Below are 20,022 nucleotides of genomic sequence, written 5' to 3' on the forward strand. Positions count from 1 at the left end.
TGAACGTCAGGTCACCACAGAAAGCCCGCTTAATGCGGGCTTTTTGCTGTCTGGGGTTTAGTGATTCTGCGTTGAGTGGATATAACTATGTAGTGCCTGACAGGCACGCAGCTTTCGGACAATGGGCAACGTTCTCCATGACAAACGCCCGTCATGGAGCAAGTTCATTGCCTACCGAGAGCCTGTAATCAAGAAATCCACCTCTCCCGACGTTGTTGTTCTGTCTTCCTCTACCGACTCGATCCTTACGCCGAATCCGGCTTTCGTAACCTGCGATGACGCCGCTGCCTTTTTGCACGAGTCGCTGCAAGGCCAACGAGGCGCCGAGTTCTCCGGGTTTATCCTCAAAAACGAGGAAGGTCACTTCTTTTGCGCCACCGAGGTGATGTACGACGATGAAAGTGCTGATGCACAAAAAGAACCGAACTTTGCGTTAGCCGTATCCGTGAATGTAAACGGTGAGCTGGAGGTTCCGGGCGGATACACCCTCGAAGCGCGCTTGCTTTCCCATGCCGACAATGTCAGAGGTCTGGAGGTAAGCATCGCAGAGTGGAGCCAGCGAAAGCTGTTCTTTTCGTTTTCCGACCTTTTCGAAGTGATGACCCAGCGTCGAAATTTTTCCAGATGTTACGTGTCTGGAAGTGATGGCGGCCTGATCTCTTACACCTCAAAAGACTCAGAGTTCGAGCAGGAGTTGTCACGCCAGCTTGGGAGAAAGCCCGATGGCGGACTTCAATCCTTCGAGAGCTTGTATGAAGGAGGTGCAGTGCCAGGCAGCATTCTGATTTTGTTGGCTGTGGCCGCCGGTGAGGTGGTCACGGTGGTGCCAGGTAATCTTTGGAGGATAAGGGGCAAGCTGAAAGCCAGCTGGAGGAAGGATATATTGCAGCAAAATCCACCGATCGGTCTGATGCCGGTCTGTGGGCCGATCCTCAAGGATGCCAGGGAGGTCGCTCGGTATCTTCATACGAAAATGCAAAAGTTATCGTCCACACAGCAGCAGGTCGGCATCGTTCTCAAGCATAAAACGCAGGAAGTTTTTGTCGTCAACCTCCCTGTTGCAAGCGATTACGCCACGTTCAATCGGGAGGCTCTCTTCCCAAAGGATCACCAAGGTAATCCAATGCTCCCGGAAACATTCCGTGTTCATGGTTTCTACCACTCGATGAATCCGGTCCCGGTAAACCGACTGCCCTCCACAGACGTCGAGCTTTATAAAAACTTTTTCTCTCCAGCGGACATGCGAGTCGGTCTTGGCCGGGTTGCCGTTGCACCTCATCATCGCCTGTTTCTGTGCACGCCCGATGGGGCGGTATTACGTTTTGCCAAGCCGGAGTCCGAGAAAGCAATGGTGTTGAGGGTGAAGCTGGAACTGTATACCGATGGTCAGCAGGACATTGAGCAGAAAATTATGAAGGGTGATATCAGTCCGAGGGCGTTCGTCGATTGGGTGGCGGCGGCCGGGGTCTTGGGGGGCCTTTATACGAGTAAGGTCTGGCCACGGGCTGGGAGGGTTAGCGTTTCCGATACCGTCGTGGCCGTCGATCCGGAGGCGATGCAGTGATTACTCACCATTACGGCTGTGCCGGTAATCGCTCACCGCTTCATACACGGCTTTGCGCAACCGGTTGATACCGCCAATGGGGCGATGAGCCTCGAGGCCAAACCACGGGTTGAACGACTGGTTATCGCATTGCACGTTCAGCGCAGGCGTATCGAAGTCCTGGGCGGGTACTTTGATCCGCGCCACGGTCTCGAACGGAGCTTCGCTTTGCTGCCACTCAATGCTCGTGTCTTCGATCGGCATGTACTTGGCCGGGTCCTGGCGCTGTATCTGCAGGACGAAACAGGCTGGCATCCGGTCGGTTGACAGTTGCTGGTTCAGCGCATTGCGCAGGAAGTTCGGCAACTTCTGGTTTTGCGCGGGCAAGCTGTAGGTCGGGCAGCTTGCCGGATCGGGCATGACACGGAACTTGGCATTGGCTTCGCCGAATTTGTAGGGCGAAACCGAAAAGTAAGTCGTCTGGGTCGGGCTTTCCGGCGCGGGTGAAAGAGTCTCCAGCGCGATAAACAGATGGCGAACCTGCCAGGTCCGCGGGTCCCAGCCCGGAAAGAACGCCATCAGCTTCTTGCCGTCAGCCTGTGCGGCTACATTCTGACGGTACTCGGAGACATCGCTGACGAAGAAATTCGGATGGCTAAACATCACGAAGTCTTGTTCACCACGACTCTGTTGGTCATGCAGCAGTTGTTTACCGGGCACATCGAGCAACTTGATTGCCATGCCCCGTGCATCGCGGATGCTGTCGAACTGTGGGTAGGCATTGCCGTTGGACAGACGCATCGTCGCGTGCCAGGTTTTTCCGGGTTCGCTGAACACTCCCTGACGCAGTTCGCCCGCCAGATCCGGCAGCACCTGAACCTCGGCCTTCACGCAGCCATGGGCCTTGGCATGGGCGTCGCGCAGGTAGCGGGTGCTTTCACGGTGCTGATCGACGATGCGCACGGCCGTCTGGATGATGTCTTGGGTCATCGCTGATTCGCCATCCGGAATCAGTTCTTCAGCCGAAACCGGGCCGCTGTGCTGCCAGGCGAACCACGCCGTAGCCAGCGCCCAGCCGAGCAATCCAAGGCCCAGCAACCACAGCAGGGTTTTGCCGAGAAAGGCGCCAAAACGCATCCAGAGTCTGCTCATGGCAATTGTGCCTCCAGTGGACCGCCCAACACTTTCAGATAATCCAGAAGCGCCCAGCGCTCTTCCGGTTGAAGCAGGCGACCGATGACGCCGTTGCCACGCTTGCCTGCCCGGAACTCATGGCCGCTGTTGTGATTGCCGGTGATGCGCGTGTCGAATAAAAATCCATTGGTGAAGGCTTCGGTGCGATAGCCGAGGTGACTCGGGTCGTACTCGAAAGTGCCTTTGTAGAAGGTGGTTGCGCGTTCATCCTGGGGCGAGAGCAACTGATAAATGCTCGGCACCGAACCGTTATGCAGAAACGGTGCGGTCGCCCAGACTCCCGCTAGTGGTCGCGCCTTGTAGGCGCGCAATTCGCGCACGCCAATCGGCAGGCCGAAGCCATCCATGTCCGGTCGTTCGGCCGTAGGAATGTTTGCTTCACGGTAGGCCCGGTTTCCGACGAAAGCGGTGATGTAGGCCAATCCTTTAGCCGATGAGAGCTTGCTCAAATCCAGCGATTCAGTGGGCGTCGGCTGCAATTGCACATCCAGTTGCGCCAGCTCTGCCGGGTCCCATCGCAAGGCTGTGAGGTCGAAGCGATGGTCGGCGATGTTATTGGCCGCGCCCGGGTCTGTGCCGATGAACTCCACGGGCAGCATTTTCAAATGTTGCACCCAGCGCCCGTCGCTTTGGACCGATCGAGGTACATGGCAGCCGGCGCAGTTCTCGGTGAATAATTCGCGACCTTTTGCGGCCTGGGTTTTATCGATGGCGCCCAGCAGTTCTTCCGGCCAGGCCGGTGGTTTGAGCCGTTGCAGGGTTTGTTCGATCAGGTGCAGGTCGCGCAAGCGGACACTGGACGGATAGCGGGCGTCACCTTTGAGCGGTTGGCCGTTAGCGTCGAAGAAATTCAGCGTGGCGCCCACACCCAGGGCCTCACCGATGTTGCGGGCCATCGGTTGCTGCGCCGAACCGTTCCACTGCACCCAGTCGAAGGTCCACATGTCCCACAGTTGCGGATAGTCGACCGGAGCGTTGGCCACACGGTAGTTGGCGGGGGAAATCGCATCGCCGAAACTGGCGTTGGCAATGCGCCCGAAAGCGTCGGTGCGGCCGGGGCCTTCTTCCGTGGGATAGAGCCCGCGATGGGTGTCGTTCCAGGCCATCTTCAAGAAGGTGTCGAGAGAGACTTTGAAGTCTTTGCGCAGTTGTTGGTGTCGGGCATCGTAGTCCTGGCCTAATACGTTGCGTGCGAAACGTTCGAATTTCCACGGGTTGTAGTAAGTCGACGTCAGACTCGTTACCAACGCTTGTCCGAAACTGCCGCCGCGCAACGTAGGGACGCTGGATGGCAGAACGTGTTGCGCCGAACCGCCATCGATGCGCACGGCCTGGCCGTTAAAGCGCAGTTCGCCGGTGTGGCAGGCGGCGCAGGTAATGTCCAGAAACTCGTCTTGGCTTCCAGCGTTCTGATGACGGGCAAAGCCCACTGGCAGATTGCCGGGGTTGTTCGGCGTCGGTCTCTGGCTGGGGTCGATCAGAAAACCGAAGCGGGCGAGGTATTCGGGAGCGGCGAATCGCTGTTGCGAGAACGGCAATTCGAGGGCCTTGAACCAGTCATAACGCAAGCCTTTGACCTGGGTACCCTGAGGTGTGAAGTAGTAAGTCTCGCGGTCGGCGGCGCTCCATTGCTCCAGGTAATGCACCTGCAGCACGGGTGACCAGGCCGGGAGTTTCGGGTTGGCCACGTAGTAGAGAACCACGGCGAGGCCCAGCCCGAGCAGCACTGCGAGCAGAACCAGCAAACGGAGGAAGAGGCGCAAGATAAACGTCCTTGTCGATTTTGCCCCCCTTATGCCTCAGTCCCTGCGGTGTGGCAAGTAGCCATTATGGTGAATACTGCGGGATTCGATACCCGTCTCTGTGAGCGCAAGATGACAGAAGCTTCATCCTCCCATTCCCGAAATGCGTTAAAACACCTGAACTTATCAGAAGATTCCTGCTCTCATGCCGGTAGCCATTGGTCGTGGCCGCCTGATAAGCTCGCGGCTTTATTCGATTGCCCTTTAGGCGCATGAACAAGGAAATAGCATGAAACAGCATCGGTTGGCGGCGGCGGTGGCCCTGGTTAGCCTGGTACTTGCGGGTTGTGATTCGCAGACCAGCGTAGAGCTGAAAACCCCGGCGCAAAAAGCTTCCTACGGGATTGGCCTGAACATGGGCAAGAGCCTGGCTCAGGAAGGCATGGATGACCTGGACTCCAAAGCCGTAGCACAAGGCATCGAAGATGCCGTCGGCAAGAAAGAACAGAAACTGAAGGACGACGAACTGGTCGAAGCCTTCGCAGCACTGCAAAAGCGTGCTGAAGAACGTATGGCCAAAATGAGCGAAGAGTCGGCATCCGCCGGCAAGAAATTCCTCGAAGACAACGCCAAGAAAGCCGGTGTAACCACCACTGCTTCGGGCCTGCAGTATGAAGTGGTCAAGAAAGCCGATGGCGCACAGCCTAAGCCGTCCGACGTAGTGACCGTTCACTACACCGGCACCCTGACCAACGGCACCGTTTTCGACAGCTCCGTCGAGCGTGGCAGCCCGATCGATCTGCCGGTCAGCGGTGTGATTCCGGGTTGGGTCGAAGGCCTGCAACTGATGCACGTTGGCGAGAAGTACAAACTGTACATCCCTAGCGAACTGGCTTACGGCGCCCAAAGCCCAAGCCCGGCGATTCCAGCCAACTCGGTGCTGGTATTCGACCTGGAACTGCTGGCGATCAAGGATCCAGCAAAACAAGACGCCACTGCCAAGTAACTGGCCTCTGCTCTAAAAACAACGCCTCGCTTATGCGGGGCGTTGTTGCATCTGGCGTTCAGCGAAGGTAAACAAAGCGAACGGATGCTGTAGGCTGGAGTCATAGCCATTGAGGCGCCTGTGCTAGCCGCGCCAGAGCGCCAAGTCAATGAAATCTTGGGTTTTTTTATGTGAGTAAAAAACGCCCGATCTGAGTTGAGCCCTTATGAAACGGGGCTTTCAGCCGTGAAAAGCAGCTCTGTTCACAAGGTTATCCACAATTTGTGTGGATAACATTTCAGTGGGAGGAAAGATGAAAACACCCTGGAGTTTCGCTCGTTTCCTGCCTCTGGCCGGACGCCTGCTCGCGCGTGGACGTTTGCCGACCTTACTCTTCGCGGTGGCCAGCAAAGGTGCCAGCCAAGGTAATCGGCTGGGCAAGCTGAAGGATGATCTACGCCTGTTGCAGGCACTCTGCCTGGCTTATTGGCGCGGTGAGTATCGGGCCATCAGCCCCAAAGCCCTGATATCGGTCGTGGCAGGCCTGATGTACTTCCTCAGTCCGGTGGATGCCATTCCGGATTTCATCCCAGTGTTTGGCATGCTCGACGACATCGCGGTGCTGGCCTGGCTGATGAAAGTCCTCGACGACGAACTCAACGCCTTCCGCGCCTGGCGTAAGCGTCAGTTGCCGGAGAAGCTTGCGGTGGTCGAGCGGCTGCCCGATACCCCTGAGCAACTTCAGCTTCAGGGACCGAAAAAAAACTGAGCTGATTCAGTCTCATCCGCAGATTGATACCCCCCGCGACCTTGGCCGCTGTTAGGATTACACTTCTAGGGAAAAGTGCCGACTCGCTAAGTGTTGTTGTCCTACGGGGTAGTCATGGATATTCAGATAATTACACGCGAAGGCGAGCCCGAATATGCGGTTCTGCCGTGGGCTCAGTATCAGGCTCTATTGAAAGCAGCAGGCATCAATGAACAACCGCCGCGGGTCGCCCCAGAGCGTCAGGCGGCAACACCAGACCAGATTCTTCCGGGTCTGGATCAACTACGCAGTTTGCGCGAAGGGAAGGGCATCGCTATCGAGGCGCTGGCCCGCACGGTAGGCATCAGCCCGTCTTATCTGGCCTTGATCGAAAGTGGCGAGCGTCTACCCGACGCTGCGATTCGCCGCAGCCTGGCCTGGGAATTGACGGTGCCAGGGTGGAGGGATGAATCGTGAGCGTACGCATCAGTCGTCAACATTGGGACGGGTTGCTGGGCGAACTGGATCAGGCGCGCCGCCAGCGACATCTTTTGACCTATCGGGCGCTGCTGGAGCGGTTGCAATTACCTACGCCGGCCATGCTAACCCTCACGGCGGCCCTGGAGCATCTGGCCGCGCTGGACGCCAAAGCCGAGCAGCCGCTGCGCAGCTCGCTGGTGATCAGCCAAGGTGCCAGTCGCCTGCCGCGCACCGGGTTCTTTGAGTGTGTCGAGCGCCTGGGGCGTTTCTCCGGGCCGTCCGATGGGGTGGCCGCAGCGTCCTGGCATGCCTCGGAAGTGGTGCGGGTGTTCGAATACGAGTACCCGGAATCGGCGGAGGCCTGAGTGTTTTTAAAACTCAAGGCGCGGGCCAGCTACTGGCTGGCTCGCCGCTTGTTTCACTGGTCATGGTTTGTGCGCCAACCGCGCGGCTGGAGCTGGCTCGAAGGCCAGTTCGCACGCATGGCGAACCTGGGTGATGTTGGCGCCCAGAGCTTCTATGGTCACATCCTGACCTTTCGCGGCGTGGGCCTTGGGGCTCGTGAGGAAGGTGTTCGATTGCTGCGCCTGGCGGCGTTGGCGGGGGATGGCAAAGCTGCCTATCAAATTGGTGTGATCAGTCTCGCCGGAACGCCGAGCAAGGCGCCGGATCCGGTCGAAGCTGCGCGGTTTTGGGAGATGGCCGCCAAAGCAGGACATCCGTTGGCCGAGCTTAAAGTGAAAGAGTTGGCGTCGCGCGGTTCCGAGGCACCCCCATCAATCTGAGTTGAATGATCGTTCTCACGCAGAGCGTGGGAACGATCAAGATCGTAATCACTGCTGCCCGACAAGCAATTCTTCTTCGGCTTCAGGCACCGCCAAACTATCAATCACATGCACGCTATACCCCGGCACATTCTTCGCGTGATGCTTGGCCTGCGATGCCATCTCCGCCAACTGGCTTGCATCGAGTTGTCCACAGGCCTGTGGATGTAAATGCACCACGCCGATCGACAGTGAAAGCAATGCAAACTCCTGGCGCACACCCTGACGGTTTGGGGCGATGAAGCAGCCGGCTTCCAGGTGTTCGCTGCGATAAAAGCGTCGGCATTGGCTTTGGAAGTCGTCCAGCAACTGGTTCAAGCGTTTGCGCCAGTCTTCCGGGCCGAGTACCAGCAGGAAGTCATCGCCGCCGATATGGCCGACAAAGTCGCGGGAAGGGTCGACGCGATCATTCAGGCATTGCGCCAGGCACAGCAGGACTTCGTCCCCACGGCCGTAGCCGTAGATGTCGTTGAAGGGTTTGAAGCTGTCGATGTCGACGTAGCAGATCACCGACTCCCGTTGCTGTTGCAGCAGCCGTGTCAGGCATTGCTGGATCGGTACGTTGCCCGGCAGCAGGGTCAGCGGGTTGGCGTAACGGGCTTGCTGGATCTTCAGTTCGGTAATCAGTTTGAGTACGTCGATCACTCGGCCCAGCCCCAGGTAACCGCCGTTGAGGGTGATGATGAAGTCTTCTTCGATGCGCTGTCGCGCGCGGCTGGTGATCAGGCGACTCACTTGTTGCAACGACTGGCTCATCTCAACGGCGAGGAAGTCATCGCTCATCAAGCGACTGATCGGCTTGCGGGCGAACAGGTCGGTGGCAAAAGGCTTGAGCAGTGCATCGGAGAGCGAATACCGGTGGACGATGCCGCAGGGCTGACCTTGCCCGTCGAGCACCGCCAGGGAGTTCAGGTTGGCCTGGCGACGAAAGGCTTCCAGGACTGTGGCGGTCGGGGTATCGCGACCCACTGCCGGTTGGTCGTTGAGCAAAGCGCTAAGGTCGCTGACTTCATCATTTAACGCCACCGCTGTGTTTTCCCGTTTGGGCATCAGGGCTCGGGCATCGCGAGGTGGATGTTCCTGGGGGCGGCAGAGCAGATAACCCTGAACCAGATCCACGCCCATCTCGGTCAACACTGCGAGTTCTTCCGATAACTCGATACCTTCTGCGATCACTTGTGCCCGTGAGGCTTTGGCAATTTGCAGGATCGAGCCGACGAATTCGCGCTTGAGGGCATCCTGATGAATGCCGTCGATGAAGTGTCGATCGATCTTCACGTAGTCCGGACGCAATTCGGACCACAGCCGCAAACTCGAGTAGCCTGCGCCCAGATCATCCAGAGCAATGGAAAATCCCATCGCTCGATAGTGATGCAGCGCGGCTTGCAGCAGCTCGAAATCGTCGGTCGGGGTCTGTTCAGTCAGCTCGATCACCACCTGACTCGGCGGTATGCCGAAATCCTGCAGCAGTTGCAAGGTGCGACCGGGTTGGTGGGCGGCTTCGAGCAGGGATTCAGGGGAAACGTTGAGGAACAGTTTGCCGGGCAGTTGCTGATCATTGAAGCGTCGGCAGGCGCTTTGACGGCAAGCGATTTCCAGCTCGCTCAGGCGGCCGGCCTGACGGGCGACGGCGAACAGTGCGAGAGGGGAGTGCAGTGGACTGTTGGAGGGCCCGCGACTGAGGGCTTCGTAACCGACAATACGTCGCTCGGAGAGGGAAATGATCGGCTGGAACAAGCTGTGCAAGCCGCTTTGAGCCAGTATGGAACTCAAGGCACTCAGCTGTTCTGTGGTGGTCATGGCTTTCTCTGGCGATAAAAAAAGGACTGGGAGCAGTCTCTTGGATAAAGAGGGGCTCCCAGTCCTTTATTTCACGACAGAATGATGACTGTATGATGACGCTCCGGAGAGCGTCAGCATTAAATTGCCATCATCTTGCTTGTAACAACTTAGTGCTTGGCTACCGCGGTATTGAGTTTCAGGTAGTCCAACAGAATCCGCCCGGTCTCACTCAGGTAGGCATCGTCTTCTGGTTTGGTCTTGTCTGGCTCGGCCGCGATCGCGTCTTCGTCTTCTTTTTTCAGCTCTTTGAGCGGCTCTTCGCCCTTGGCCTTGCGACGGATGTTTTCCATGGCAAGTTGCTTGGCTTCGATATCGGTGTGTTGTGCACGACGATCAGCTTCATTGAGGCTGACGGTTTTTTCCGCCATCAGTTTCTGCGCCAGGGCCAGTTTGTCGCGGATGAATACGAACTCCGCGTCTTTGGCCGAACGTACGTCATGCTCGGATTTGAGCTGCGAAATGTACGGCTTGAACGGGTCTACTGCAGGCTTGATGGCCGCGCGGATGGTGTCCCACGGCATGGCTTCAGGCAGTGCGCTTTCGCCTATTTCCTTGGTGTCGATGATCGACGGGTAATCGATGTCTGGCAGTACGCCCTGATGCTGGGTGCTCTGGCCGGAAACCCGATAGAACTTGGCCAGGGTCAGTTTCAGTTCGCCATGGTTCAGCGGCTGAATAGTCTGCACTGTGCCTTTACCGAATGTCTGGCCGCCAATGATCAACGCGCGGTGATAGTCCTGCATGGCGCCGGCAAAAATCTCCGAAGCCGAGGCAGACAAGCGGTTGACCAGCAACGCCATCGGCCCTTTGTAGAAGGCACCCGGGTTCTCGTCTTCCAGCACATCGACCCGGCCATCGGCATTACGCACGAGAACGGTCGGACCTTTGTCAATGAACAGACTGGTCAGCTCGGTGGCTTCCTGCAGGGAACCGCCGCCGTTGTTGCGCAGGTCGATGACCACGCCGTCGACCTTGTCTTTCTGCAACTCGGTCAGCAGCTTCTTGACGTCGCGAGTGGTGCTCTTGTAGTCCGGATCGCCAGCACGGAAGGCCTTGAAGTCCAGGTAGAAGGCCGGGATCTCGATGACGCCGAGCTTGTAGTCCTTGCCGTCCTGTTTCAGGTTGAGGACCGACTTCTTCACCGCCTGGTCTTCAAGCTTCACCGCTTCGCGGGTGATCGGGACGATCTTGCTGGTCTGGTCGTTCGGCGCATTGCTGGCCGGGATCACTTCCAGGCGCACCACGGTGCCTTTCGGCCCGCGGATCAGCTTGACCACTTCGTCCAGGCGCCAGCCGACCACGTCGACCATTTCTTTGTTGCCCTGGGCAACGCCGATGATCTTGTCGGCCGGTGCGACTTGTTTGGTCTTGTCGGCCGGGCCGGCAGGCACCAGACGCACGACTTTCACCTGGTCGTTGTCGCTCTGCAACACGGCGCCAATGCCCTCGAGGGACAGGCTCATGTTGATGTCGAAGTTCTCCGCGTTATCCGGTGACAGATAGTTGGTGTGCGGGTCGTAGGACATGGCGAAGGTGTTGATGTACGCCTGGAAGATGTCTTCCGGACGGGTCTGGTCCAGGCGCGCCAATTGGTTCTTGTAGCGCTTGGTCAGAGTTTCCTGAATCTGTTTGGAGTCCTTGCCCGCGATCTTCTGCCGCAGCACTTCGTCCTTGACGCGTTTGCGCCACAGGTCGTCAAGTTCTGCGGTGGACTTGAGCCAAGGGGCGTCCTTGCGATCGATCAGCAAGGTTTCCTTGGTGGTGAAGTCGATCTTGTCGACGCCTTTGTTCAACTCTGCAAGGGCGAAGTCCAGACGCGCTTTGACGCGGTCCAGGTAGCGCTTGTAGATGGTGAACCCGGCATTCAGGTCGCCGCTTTTGAGGAAGTCGTCAAACTGGGTTTTCCACTTGTCGAATTCGGCAATGTCGCTGGCCATGAAGTAGCTGCGCGACGGGTCCAACAGTTTGAGGTAGCTGTCATAAATGATCGCGGAGCGCGCGTCATCGAGCGGTGGCTTACTGTAGTGATGGCGCTTGAGCAACTCGACGACGTTCAGGCTGGCGATCACTTCGTCACGATCAGGCTGAAGCTTGTCCCAGCTATTGGCTGCAAACGAATTGGTCGATATCGGCAACAGGCCGATGCCGATGAATAGGGCTAGGGCGGTGCTGGGGAAAAAATGCTTCATGCTGATTCGACGCGGGGACAATTGATCACGCATATTAGGCCGTCTTTGAAGTCGCCGGTTCCACAAGGGCCGGTCGCATAATGCAAGAAAGCCCGGCGCTACAACTACGGGCTCAGTCCAGACTCACTATGGAGGCACTGTGAAAGCATTGCAAGGCGTTGAAGGTCAAGTGGAGTGGGTGGAAGAGCCCAGTCCTACATGTGATGTAGGACAAGTTCGGATTCGAGTGGCGGCTGCGGGTCTCAATCGCGCCGATTTGTTACAGAAGGCGGGTCTTTATCCGCCACCGCCGGGAGCCAGTCAGGTACTGGGTCTTGAGTGTTCGGGGGTGATCAGCGAGGTGGGGGCGGGCTCGTCCTGGCAAGTCGGGGATCGAGTCTGCGCCTTGCTGGCCGGGGGCGGGATGGCCGAGGAGGTAGTTGTCGACGGACGGCATGTGTTGCCGGTTCCCGAAGGTTTGTCCCTGGCGGAGGCGGCAGCGCTGCCAGAAGTGTATGCGACCGTTTGGCTGAATTTGTTTCAACTGGCTGCGCTCAAGCCGGGTGAGAAAGTTCTTCTGCACGCCGGAGCAAGTGGAATCGGTTCAGCTGCCATTCAGCTGTGCAAGGCGTTTGGTAACCCGTGTTGGGTCAGTGTCGGTTCCGCCGAACGTCTGGCTTACTGCGAGGCGCTGGGGGCCCAAGGTGGGGTCGTGCGCAACGGGGATCTGGACAGCTTGAGCGACCTGGGGCCGTTCGATGTGATTCTCGACCCGGTTGGCGGTAACTACGCCGCGTTGAATCTGAAACTGCTGGCGCGCGATGGTCGTTGGGTGCTGATCGGCCTGATGGGGGGGCGTGAGGCGCAGCTGGATCTGGCGCAGGTTCTGGCCAAGCGCGTGCAACTGCTGGGTTCGACTTTGCGCAGTCGCGACGAGCAGTTCAAGGCGGATCTGTTCAGTGATCTCAGCCAACATGTCTGGCCGCTGTTTTCCGAAGGGCGTTTGAGCCCGCAATTGGCCAAGACCTTTCCGATCAAGGATGCCGAAGCGGCGTTTGCGGAGTTGGCGACTAATAAGGTGTCGGGAAAGTTGGTGTTGGTGATCGACGAAAGCCTGGTTTGATCCCTGTGGGAGCGGGCTTGGTCCGGCCTGCTCCCACATTGATTTTCGGCTACTTCCAGATATGGATCGGCCAGCCGGCCTTTTCGGCGTGCTCAAGTAGCACCGGATCCGGATTCACTACATGCGGAAAATCAACCTTCAGCAACAGCGGCAAATCATTGCGCGAGTCTGAGTAGAAACTCGCGCCCTCCAGATTTTCCTCTTCCGCATCCAGCCACTCCAGCAAACGCGTGATCTTGCCTTCGCGGTAGGTCAGCGTGCCAACGGTGTGGCCGCTATAAACCCCATGTGCCACTTCCAGCTCGATGCCGAGAATCTCGTCAATGCCCAAACGATCGGCGATTGGCCTCACCAGATGCGTGCCGGACGCCGAGATCACCAAAATCCGGTCGCCGGCCTTGCGATGGGCCGCAATGGCTTTGGTGGCGTCACTGAAAATGATCGGCTCGATGAAGTCTTCCACCCAAGGCCCGACCAAATGGTCGACCTCTTCCGGCGTGCGCCCGATCATCGGCTCCAGGCTGAAGGTCATGTACTCCTCCATGCGCAGCTTGCCGTGGCTGTAGGCGTCCATCAGTTCGTTGTTCTGACGCATGAACGACTCGGGATCGACCCATCCCAGGCGGCCCATTTGCTCGCTCCAAAGGGTGGCGCAGTCGCCGTGGATCAGGGTTTCGTCCAGATCAAAAATTGCCAGGGCCATCAGTGCGATTCTCTCTTCAACATCAGCAAAGTCATCAGGCTACCTCACACAGGGCCGTCGGATCGATGGAAAGCGCCAGACGCTGACCATCGGGATGCAGATCGGCCGCCGAGCGGTTCAGCACATCCACCACCAATTCCACGCCCCGGGCTTCGACCCGGTAGCGAATCACGTTGCCCAACAGGCTGTGGCTGCGGATTTGTGCGTCGAGTTCGCCGTTCAGGCTCAGTTCGATGGCTTCCGGACGAATCGCGATGCGGTGGTTAATCGGTCGCTGCAGCAGTTTTGTGGCGCTGTCGGCGTCCAGCAGGTTGTAGTTGCCGATGAAACCTGCGGCAAAGAAGTCGATAGGGGCGGTGTAAAGGGTCTGGGCGTCACCGCTTTGTACGATCTTTCCCTGATTCATCAAGAAAATCCGGTCGGACATGGTCAGGGCTTCTTCCTGATCGTGAGTGACGAAGATCGTGGTCAAGCCGAGTTCGCGCTGGATCTGACGGATCTGCTCGCGCAAGTGCTTGCGAATCCGCGCGTCGAGGGCCGACAGCGGTTCATCCAGCAGCAACAGACGAGGCCGGGTCACCAACGAGCGGGCGAGGGCGACTCGCTGGCATTGGCCGCCGGACAGTTGATGCGGATAACGCGCGGCAAAGTCGTTGAGTTCCACCAGTTTCAGTATTTCGGCAACGCGCTTGCGGCTGTCGTCGGCGTTGACTTTCTGCATGCGCAATCCAAAGGCGACGTTCTGCTCAACGGTCATGTTCGGAAACAGCGCGTAGCTCTGGAACACCATGCCAATCCCGCGTTTCTGCGGGCTCAACGGAACGAGGTCCTGGCCGTCGAGCAGGATTTTGCCGCCATCCACCGAGGTCAGCCCGGCGATGCAGCGAAGCAGTGTGGACTTGCCGCAACCGGACGGGCCGAGAAGGGTGACGAACTCACCCTTCTGGATTTCACAGTTGATGTCGCTGAACACTGCGGTGCCCGCGTAGCTTTTCTGTAGATGTTGGACGCTGACGAAGCTCATTGGCTTTTGTCCTTGTTCAAAATATTGGCCGCCCAGGTCAGAACCAGCACAAAGAAGAAATAGGAAATCACCAGCGCGCTGGTGAAGTGGCCGCTGCTGTTGCGCATGTTGTTGAGGTAGACCTGCAAGGTTTCGTAGCGGGTCCCGACGAGGATGTTGGCGAACACGAACTCACCGAACAGGAACGAGAACGACAGCAGCAACGCCACCATCAAACCTTTGCGCAAGTTGGGCAGCACCACCAGGAACGCCGCTTGCCAGGTGCTGGCGCCGAGCAGTTGGGCAGCGTCCATCAGGTCGCGCAGGTTGATCGCTTGCAGGTTGTTGGTGATTGCCCGGTACATGAACGGCAGCGCCACGGTGAAGTAGCAACCGATCAGAATCCACGGCGTCCCGACCATCGCGAACGGCCCGGAGCCGTAAAGCTGCAACAGCCCCACCGACGACACCACCGGCGGCACCGCGAAGGGCAGCAGGATCAGGATGTTCATCAACGCATCGAGTTTCGGGAAGTGGTAATGCACCACAAACAGCAATGGCAGAATCAAAACCACCGACAAAATCAGTGCGCCGACGCAGACCAGAAGCGATTGACCGAACGCATGGAGAAATCGTGGATCACTCCACAGCTGCGCATACCATTTGATAGTGAAGCCGCTGGGCAAAATAGTTGCCGACCAACTGCTGGAGATCGAGTAAATCAACGTTCCAATCAGCGGTAACAGCAGAATGGCAAACAGCAGGTAGACCGCGACCCGGTGGTAGACACCGGCGGGGCCCAGTTCAGCGCGAGACATGGTAGCTCCTCTTCAACAGCAGCTGATGCACGATGGTCACCAGGGTCATCAACGCCACCAGCACCACGGCCAAGGCGCTGGCCATGTTCGGGTCCAGGGAAATGTCGCCGGAAACCATCGCTGCGATACGGATTGGCAGCACGTTGAAGTTGCCGGTAGTCAGGGCGTACACCGTGGCGTACGCGCCGAGGGCGTTGGCCAGCAGGATCACGAAGGTGCCAAGCAGCGCGGGTGTCAGCACTGGCAATCCGATGTGCAGCCAGAACTGCCAGCCGTTGGCGCCGAGCAACTCAGCGGACTCACGCCAGTCTTCGCGCAGGGCATCAAAGGCCGGGTAGAGCAGCAATACGCCCAACGGAATCTGGAAGTAGGTATAGAGAATGATCAGCCCGGTTTTCGAATACAGGTTGAAGTCCTGAATGATCCCGGCCTGCTTGAGCATGAGGGTGAAGCTGCCGTTGAAGCCCAGCAGGATGATGAACGCGAAAGCCAAAGGCACACCGGCAAAGTTGCTGGTCATGTTGGCGAAGGCGTTGACGAAGTTGCGCAGTTTCGAGTCGACACGGCGCAGGGAGTAGGCGCCGAGCACCGCGATGATGATCCCGAACACACTGGACCAGAAACTGATCTCGAGACTGAGCTGGATCGCCTGCAGATAGAACTTCGAGTTGAAGATTTTGGTGAAGTTGGCGATGCCCCAGCCGAACTCTTCCGACTGCAGACTGTTGATCATTACCCAGCTCAACGGGGCGATCTCGAACACGATAAAGAACAGCGCGAAGGGCACCAGGCACAGCACCGCCAGCCGTTTTTCGCGAGTCATGGCATTCACTTGAGGAGCTCCCGGCAGACTGGTTTGTCGTGGGCCACACCCAGCAGTTCGCAGACGGTGCCGCAGATTTCAGTCTGTTTCGGTGCGGCGCTGGCGTTGAAGCTGAAGGCATCGCCGAAGACGAACAACGGCACTTCGCGTTCTTCCGGCAGCAGGCCGTTGTGGGAGCGGTCGTTGTTCATGCCATGGTCGGCGGTCACCAGCACCTGATACCCGGCGTCGAGCCAGGTTTGCAGATAATCGGCCAGAATAATGTCGGCCGAGCGGGCGCTGTTGCGGTATTGCGGGGTGTCGAGGCCGTGCTTGTGCCCGGCGTCGTCGATGTTCATGGGGTGGACCAGTAAAAAGTTTGGCGCATGACGCAGGCGCAGGTTTTCGGCGTCGGCGAACAGGTGCGAGTCCGGGTAGTGATCGTTCCAGTAGAAATGACCGTGCTGGATTGGCAGGTCCGGGTCGTCGGTGTGACGATCCCGTGCGGCAACGAAGGGCGAGTTGTTATACAGCTCGCTGACCCAGTGATAGGCCGCGGCGGCGGTTGTGAGGCCTGCATCGCTGGCGTAGTGATAAATGCTGCGCTGGTTGGACAGGCGCGAAACATTGTTGTGGACGATGCCACTGTCGATCGGCGGGACGCCGGTCAGGATGCATTCGTAAAGTGGTCGGGACAGCGCCGGCAGTTCGCACTCCAGTTTGTAGAGCGCCGCGCGTCCTGCGCCAACGTAAGCCTGCAGGTGCCCCATGGCGTGTCGGGCAACCTCGTAATTGAGGCCGTCGAGTACGACAAGGATGACGTTGTGCTTCATAGGGGCTGGAACTCCGCAAAACAGAAATCAGAGGTCTCGAAATCAACTCAATCCACTGTGGGAGCGAGCTTGCTCGCGATAGCGCACTGGCCTTCAACATAGAAGTTGACTGACCTGCCGCCATCGCGAGCAAGCTCGCTGCCACAGGGATCTCCACCAAATCCCGAAAGTGGGGATTTACCGCGTCACTGCATCTCGATGATGACGACTTCCTGCCACTTCTGAGGAACGGACTTGGAGGTCTTCTCCCAGGCGTCGGCGTCCTTGATCGGCGTTACGTGCTTGTACTGCTCGTTAGGCAACAGGTTGGCCTGTACATCTGCCGGCAGGGTCAGGTGATCGGCACGGATCGGACGAGCGTTGCCGCGCGCCAGATTGGTCTGGCCTGCATCGCTGAAGATGTACTCGCGCGCCAGTTTGGCGGCGTTCGGGTGCTTGGCGTATTTGTTGATGATGGTGGTGTAACCGGAGATCACCGAGCCATCGGATGGAATCACGACAGTGTAGTCATCCGGATTCACCATTTTGGCCTTGTAGCTCAGGCCGTTGAAGTCCCAGACCACGCCGACTTCGACTTCACCCTTTTCCATGCTGGCAATCGTTGGATCCGTCATTGATAGGCGTTTTTGTTTGGCGAGTTCGGCGAAGAACAGCAGACCCGGTTCAATGTTCTTTTCGTCGCCCCCCTTGGAGAGCGCCGCTGCCAGCACGCCGTTGATGGCCTGGGCGGAAGTGCTCACGTCACCGATGGTGACCTTGTACTTGCCCTTCTCAAGATCAGCCCAGCTTTTGGGGGCGTCAGAACCGTGCAGCAGTTTGTTGTTGATGATGAACGCAATGGAACCGGTATAGGCCAGAGCCCAATGGCCATCTTTGTCTTTGGCCCAGTCTGGAACCTGATCCCAGGTGCTCGGCTTGTAAGGCTGCGAAACCTCTTGCTTGATAGCAATCGGGCCAAAGGCTGCACCGACGTCGCCGATGTCGGCGCTGGCGTTGTCTTTTTCAGCTTTGAACTTGGCGATTTCCTGGGCCGAGCTCATGTCGGTGTCGATGTGTTTCAGGCCGTAGTTCTTGGCCAGGTCATCCCAGGTGCCTTTCCAGTTGGCCCAGTTGTCGGGCATGCCGACGCTGTTGACCTCACCTTCCGCTTTCGCTGCGGCTTCCAGGGTTTTCAAATCGCTATCAGCCGCCATTGCGGCGGTACACATGGCAATGGTCGAGCCTAACAGTGAGGCCAGGAAAAGCTGTTTCATCCGAAGCTCCTTGGGCGTTTTCAACGCTGCGATTGCGGTTGTGTTGGTCTAGGTCAGCAATACCTGAGCCAATTTAGGCGCCGCTGATGACATTTTGATGTCGACGATCGGTCGGCCTATATTTTTTGAGCGGCAATACTCAGGCTTCGGAGTAAGCGTAGACCATGGCTAATAGGCTGATATAAAAGGACTTGGCCGTGAAATTGCAGGCGTCTGGATCAACCGTTCGGCGGCTTTGTCATCTGTCAGTCATGTGCAGTGCCTAGGCTTGTCGGGAGTTGAGGGAACCGGTTTGAATCTCGGTTCCGCCCCGAAACAGTGCTGGTCTAGTCCAGATAGGTAACGTTGATGCGCATCGAGACAACCAAAGCGGTGACAGCCATCGGGCAGGTTCTGCAGGAACAGCTCGACCATGGCCTGTTGGCGCCCGGGAGCAAACTGCCGGCCGAGCGCAAGCTCAGTGAGTTGTTCGGGACCACGCGGATCACCGTGCGAGAAGCGTTGTTGCAACTGGAAGCCCAGGGGCAGATTTATCGGGAGGAGCGCCGTGGCTGGTTCGTGTCGCCACCGCGCCTGGCCTATAACCTGATGCAGCGCAGTCACTTTCACGCGATGGTCAGTGCGCAGGGGCGGGTGCCGTCCACCGAGGTGATTTCAGCGAGGCTGCAACCGGCGTCGGCGGCGGTCTGTGCCTGGTTGCAGTTGCCGGCGTTGTCGAGCGTGATTCAGATTTGCCGGGCACGGCGGATTGATGAGCGGCTGGTGTTGTATGTGGAGCACTATTTGAATCCGCAGTTTTTCCCGGGGATTCTGGATTTCGATTTGAATCAGTCGATTACCGAGTTGTACGCGCGGCATTACGATTTGCACTACGGGCGGGTGCGTTTCGAGATTGTGCCGACGGCGTTGTCGGTCGATGCGGCGGCAGCTTTACGGGTGTCGGTGGGGAGTCCGGGGTTGCGCATCGCTCGGGTCAATTACGATCAGCATGAGCGGTTGATCGATTGTGATCTGGAGTTTTGGCGGCACGATGCGATTCATGTCGGGGTTGATGTGGTCTGAGCCTGGCCGCCACAAACTGTGAGTTCTTTACGTTATCCGAAGCGATAAATGTCCATGCCCAAGGCCCCCATGGTGAAGCCCTTGTGGGTCACGCTGAAATGTCCTCCGGCGCCGCGGGCAAAATACAAAGGCAACAAATGTTCATCACTGGGATGGTTGCGCACGGCATTCGGTGCTTGCTGACGGTAATCGTGCAACGCGGTTTCGTCGTTGGCAGCGAGTTTTTCGATCATCCAGTCACGAAATGTCTGGGCCCAGGGTTCGACGCGTTCTGTGCCGGCGTGCCAGTCCAGTTCACGCAGGTTGTGGGTGATGCTCCCGGAACCAATCAGCAGCACGCCGTGTTCGCGCAGACTGGTCAGGGCATGACCGACGCGGGTCTGCAGGGCCGGGCCACCGCGGGTGGGTAGCGAGACTTGCACCACGGGAATGTCGGCATGTGGATACATCAATGACAGCGGCACCCAAACTCCGTGGTCGAACGGCCGCTTGGCATCGATGCGTGCGGGCAGGCCATCGCTCTTCAGCAGTTCGACAACCTCTGCGGCCAATTGTGGATTGCCGGGCGCCGGGTATTGCACGTCGAACAGCGCCTGCGGAAAGCCGCCGAAGTCATGCCAGGTTTCAGGCTGGGGATTGCCGCTGACGAGCAACTCATTGCTTTCCCAATGCGCAGAAACAATTACGATGGCTTTGGGTTTCGGCAATTCTGCGGCCAGGCGAGCGAGGGCCGGTCCGCTGGCGCCCGGTTCCAGTGCCAACATGGGCGAACCATGGGATATGTACAGGCTGGGGAACATGAATGAGCTCCTGAGGGGTAAGATGGCATCATCTTCAGTCAGATCATTGATCTAAATCTAATATAAGTTTTAGGGTCTTTTGATCGAATTTTCGGGATT

At 58.0% G+C, this 20,022-nt stretch carries 19 protein-coding genes; 8 read left to right on the forward strand and 11 right to left on the reverse strand.

What is annotated here, in order from left to right; all coding sequences use genetic code 11:
• Positions 1–121 precede the first annotated feature (121 nt).
• On the forward strand, positions 122–1,564 hold the full coding sequence (locus tag MO767_RS16030) for a DUF4329 domain-containing protein (protein ID WP_282481293.1): 1,443 nt from the start codon (positions 122–124) through the stop codon (positions 1,562–1,564).
• Here MO767_RS16030 and MO767_RS16035 read toward each other — a convergent pair whose 3' ends face one another.
• A complete protein-coding gene (locus MO767_RS16035; protein ID WP_282481294.1) occupies positions 1,565–2,695 on the reverse strand; it encodes a catalase family protein in 1,131 nt (376 codons plus the stop codon).
• On the reverse strand, positions 2,692–4,500 hold the full coding sequence (locus MO767_RS16040) for a di-heme-cytochrome C peroxidase (protein ID WP_282481295.1): 1,809 nt from the start codon (positions 4,498–4,500) through the stop codon (positions 2,692–2,694). Before MO767_RS16040 ends, MO767_RS16035 begins: the two co-directional genes overlap by 4 nt.
• A 268-nt stretch (positions 4,501–4,768) precedes the next feature.
• Here MO767_RS16040 and MO767_RS16045 point away from each other — a divergent pair, with 268 nt between their 5' ends.
• The 5 genes from MO767_RS16045 (at position 4,769) to MO767_RS16065 (ending at position 7,477) form a co-directional block, all read left to right on the forward strand.
• Complete coding sequence (locus tag MO767_RS16045; protein WP_282481296.1) at positions 4,769–5,485, forward strand: FKBP-type peptidyl-prolyl cis-trans isomerase; 717 nt, start codon at positions 4,769–4,771, stop codon at positions 5,483–5,485.
• A 292-nt stretch (positions 5,486–5,777) separates the two neighbouring features.
• Positions 5,778–6,233 (forward strand): YkvA family protein, encoded by a 456-nt coding sequence (locus tag MO767_RS16050; protein ID WP_282481297.1) that lies wholly within the window; start codon positions 5,778–5,780, stop codon positions 6,231–6,233.
• A 114-nt stretch (positions 6,234–6,347) separates the two neighbouring features.
• Positions 6,348–6,689, forward strand: a complete 342-nt coding sequence (locus MO767_RS16055) for a helix-turn-helix transcriptional regulator (RefSeq protein WP_024164567.1) — start codon at positions 6,348–6,350, stop codon at positions 6,687–6,689.
• Positions 6,686–7,057 carry a hypothetical protein gene (locus tag MO767_RS16060; protein ID WP_046049139.1) on the forward strand — a complete coding sequence of 124 codons (372 nt, stop codon included), beginning with the start codon at positions 6,686–6,688 and terminating at the stop codon, positions 7,055–7,057. Before MO767_RS16055 ends, MO767_RS16060 begins: the two co-directional genes overlap by 4 nt.
• Positions 7,058–7,477, forward strand: coding sequence for a sel1 repeat family protein (locus tag MO767_RS16065; protein WP_282481298.1), 420 nt, complete (start codon positions 7,058–7,060; stop codon positions 7,475–7,477).
• Positions 7,478–7,525: 48 nt separating this feature from the next.
• Here the strand turns inward: MO767_RS16065 and MO767_RS16070 are convergent, their stop codons facing one another.
• Together MO767_RS16070 and MO767_RS16075 are read right to left on the reverse strand one after the other, a co-directional pair.
• Positions 7,526–9,316: a bifunctional diguanylate cyclase/phosphodiesterase gene (locus tag MO767_RS16070; protein ID WP_282481299.1), complete on the reverse strand. Its 1,791-nt coding sequence runs from the start codon at positions 9,314–9,316 to the stop codon at positions 7,526–7,528.
• Between the two features lie 149 nt (positions 9,317–9,465).
• Entirely contained in the window at positions 9,466–11,547 is a 2,082-nt protein-coding gene (locus MO767_RS16075; RefSeq protein ID WP_282481300.1) for a carboxy terminal-processing peptidase, read from the reverse strand.
• Positions 11,548–11,686: 139 nt separating this feature from the next.
• Here MO767_RS16075 and MO767_RS16080 point away from each other — a divergent pair, with 139 nt between their 5' ends.
• Positions 11,687–12,649 (forward strand): zinc-binding dehydrogenase, encoded by a 963-nt coding sequence (locus MO767_RS16080; protein WP_282481301.1) that lies wholly within the window; start codon positions 11,687–11,689, stop codon positions 12,647–12,649.
• Positions 12,650–12,698: 49 nt separating this feature from the next.
• On the opposite strand, the gene MO767_RS16085 is transcribed toward MO767_RS16080, so the two are convergent.
• From MO767_RS16085 to MO767_RS16110, 6 genes are all read right to left on the reverse strand, one after another.
• A complete protein-coding gene (locus tag MO767_RS16085; RefSeq protein ID WP_123368980.1) occupies positions 12,699–13,352 on the reverse strand; it encodes an HAD family hydrolase in 654 nt (217 codons plus the stop codon).
• A 34-nt stretch (positions 13,353–13,386) separates the two neighbouring features.
• Complete coding sequence (locus tag MO767_RS16090) at positions 13,387–14,376, reverse strand: ABC transporter ATP-binding protein (protein ID WP_282481302.1); 990 nt, start codon at positions 14,374–14,376, stop codon at positions 13,387–13,389.
• Entirely contained in the window at positions 14,373–15,173 is an 801-nt protein-coding gene (locus MO767_RS16095) for an ABC transporter permease (RefSeq protein ID WP_282481303.1), read from the reverse strand. The genes MO767_RS16090 and MO767_RS16095 overlap by 4 nt, the downstream gene beginning before the upstream one ends.
• On the reverse strand, positions 15,160–15,996 hold the full coding sequence (locus tag MO767_RS16100; protein ID WP_282481304.1) for an ABC transporter permease subunit: 837 nt from the start codon (positions 15,994–15,996) through the stop codon (positions 15,160–15,162). Before MO767_RS16100 ends, MO767_RS16095 begins: the two co-directional genes overlap by 14 nt.
• Before the next feature lie 5 nt (positions 15,997–16,001).
• Entirely contained in the window at positions 16,002–16,808 is an 807-nt protein-coding gene (locus MO767_RS16105; RefSeq protein ID WP_282481305.1) for an alkaline phosphatase family protein, read from the reverse strand.
• Positions 16,809–16,993: 185 nt separating this feature from the next.
• Complete coding sequence (locus MO767_RS16110) at positions 16,994–18,061, reverse strand: ABC transporter substrate-binding protein (RefSeq protein WP_282481306.1); 1,068 nt, start codon at positions 18,059–18,061, stop codon at positions 16,994–16,996.
• A gap of 348 nt (positions 18,062–18,409) precedes the next feature.
• Here MO767_RS16110 and MO767_RS16115 point away from each other — a divergent pair, with 348 nt between their 5' ends.
• On the forward strand, positions 18,410–19,123 hold the full coding sequence (locus MO767_RS16115) for a UTRA domain-containing protein (RefSeq protein WP_008145862.1): 714 nt from the start codon (positions 18,410–18,412) through the stop codon (positions 19,121–19,123).
• Positions 19,124–19,155: 32 nt separating this feature from the next.
• Here MO767_RS16115 and MO767_RS16120 read toward each other — a convergent pair whose 3' ends face one another.
• On the reverse strand, positions 19,156–19,923 hold the full coding sequence (locus MO767_RS16120; protein ID WP_282481307.1) for a class III extradiol ring-cleavage dioxygenase: 768 nt from the start codon (positions 19,921–19,923) through the stop codon (positions 19,156–19,158).
• Positions 19,924–20,022 lie beyond the last annotated feature (99 nt).

It is taken from the genome of Pseudomonas sp. UYIF39 (genome assembly GCF_029963765.1).
In the GTDB taxonomy this organism is placed as follows: Bacteria; Pseudomonadota; Gammaproteobacteria; order Pseudomonadales; family Pseudomonadaceae; genus Aquipseudomonas.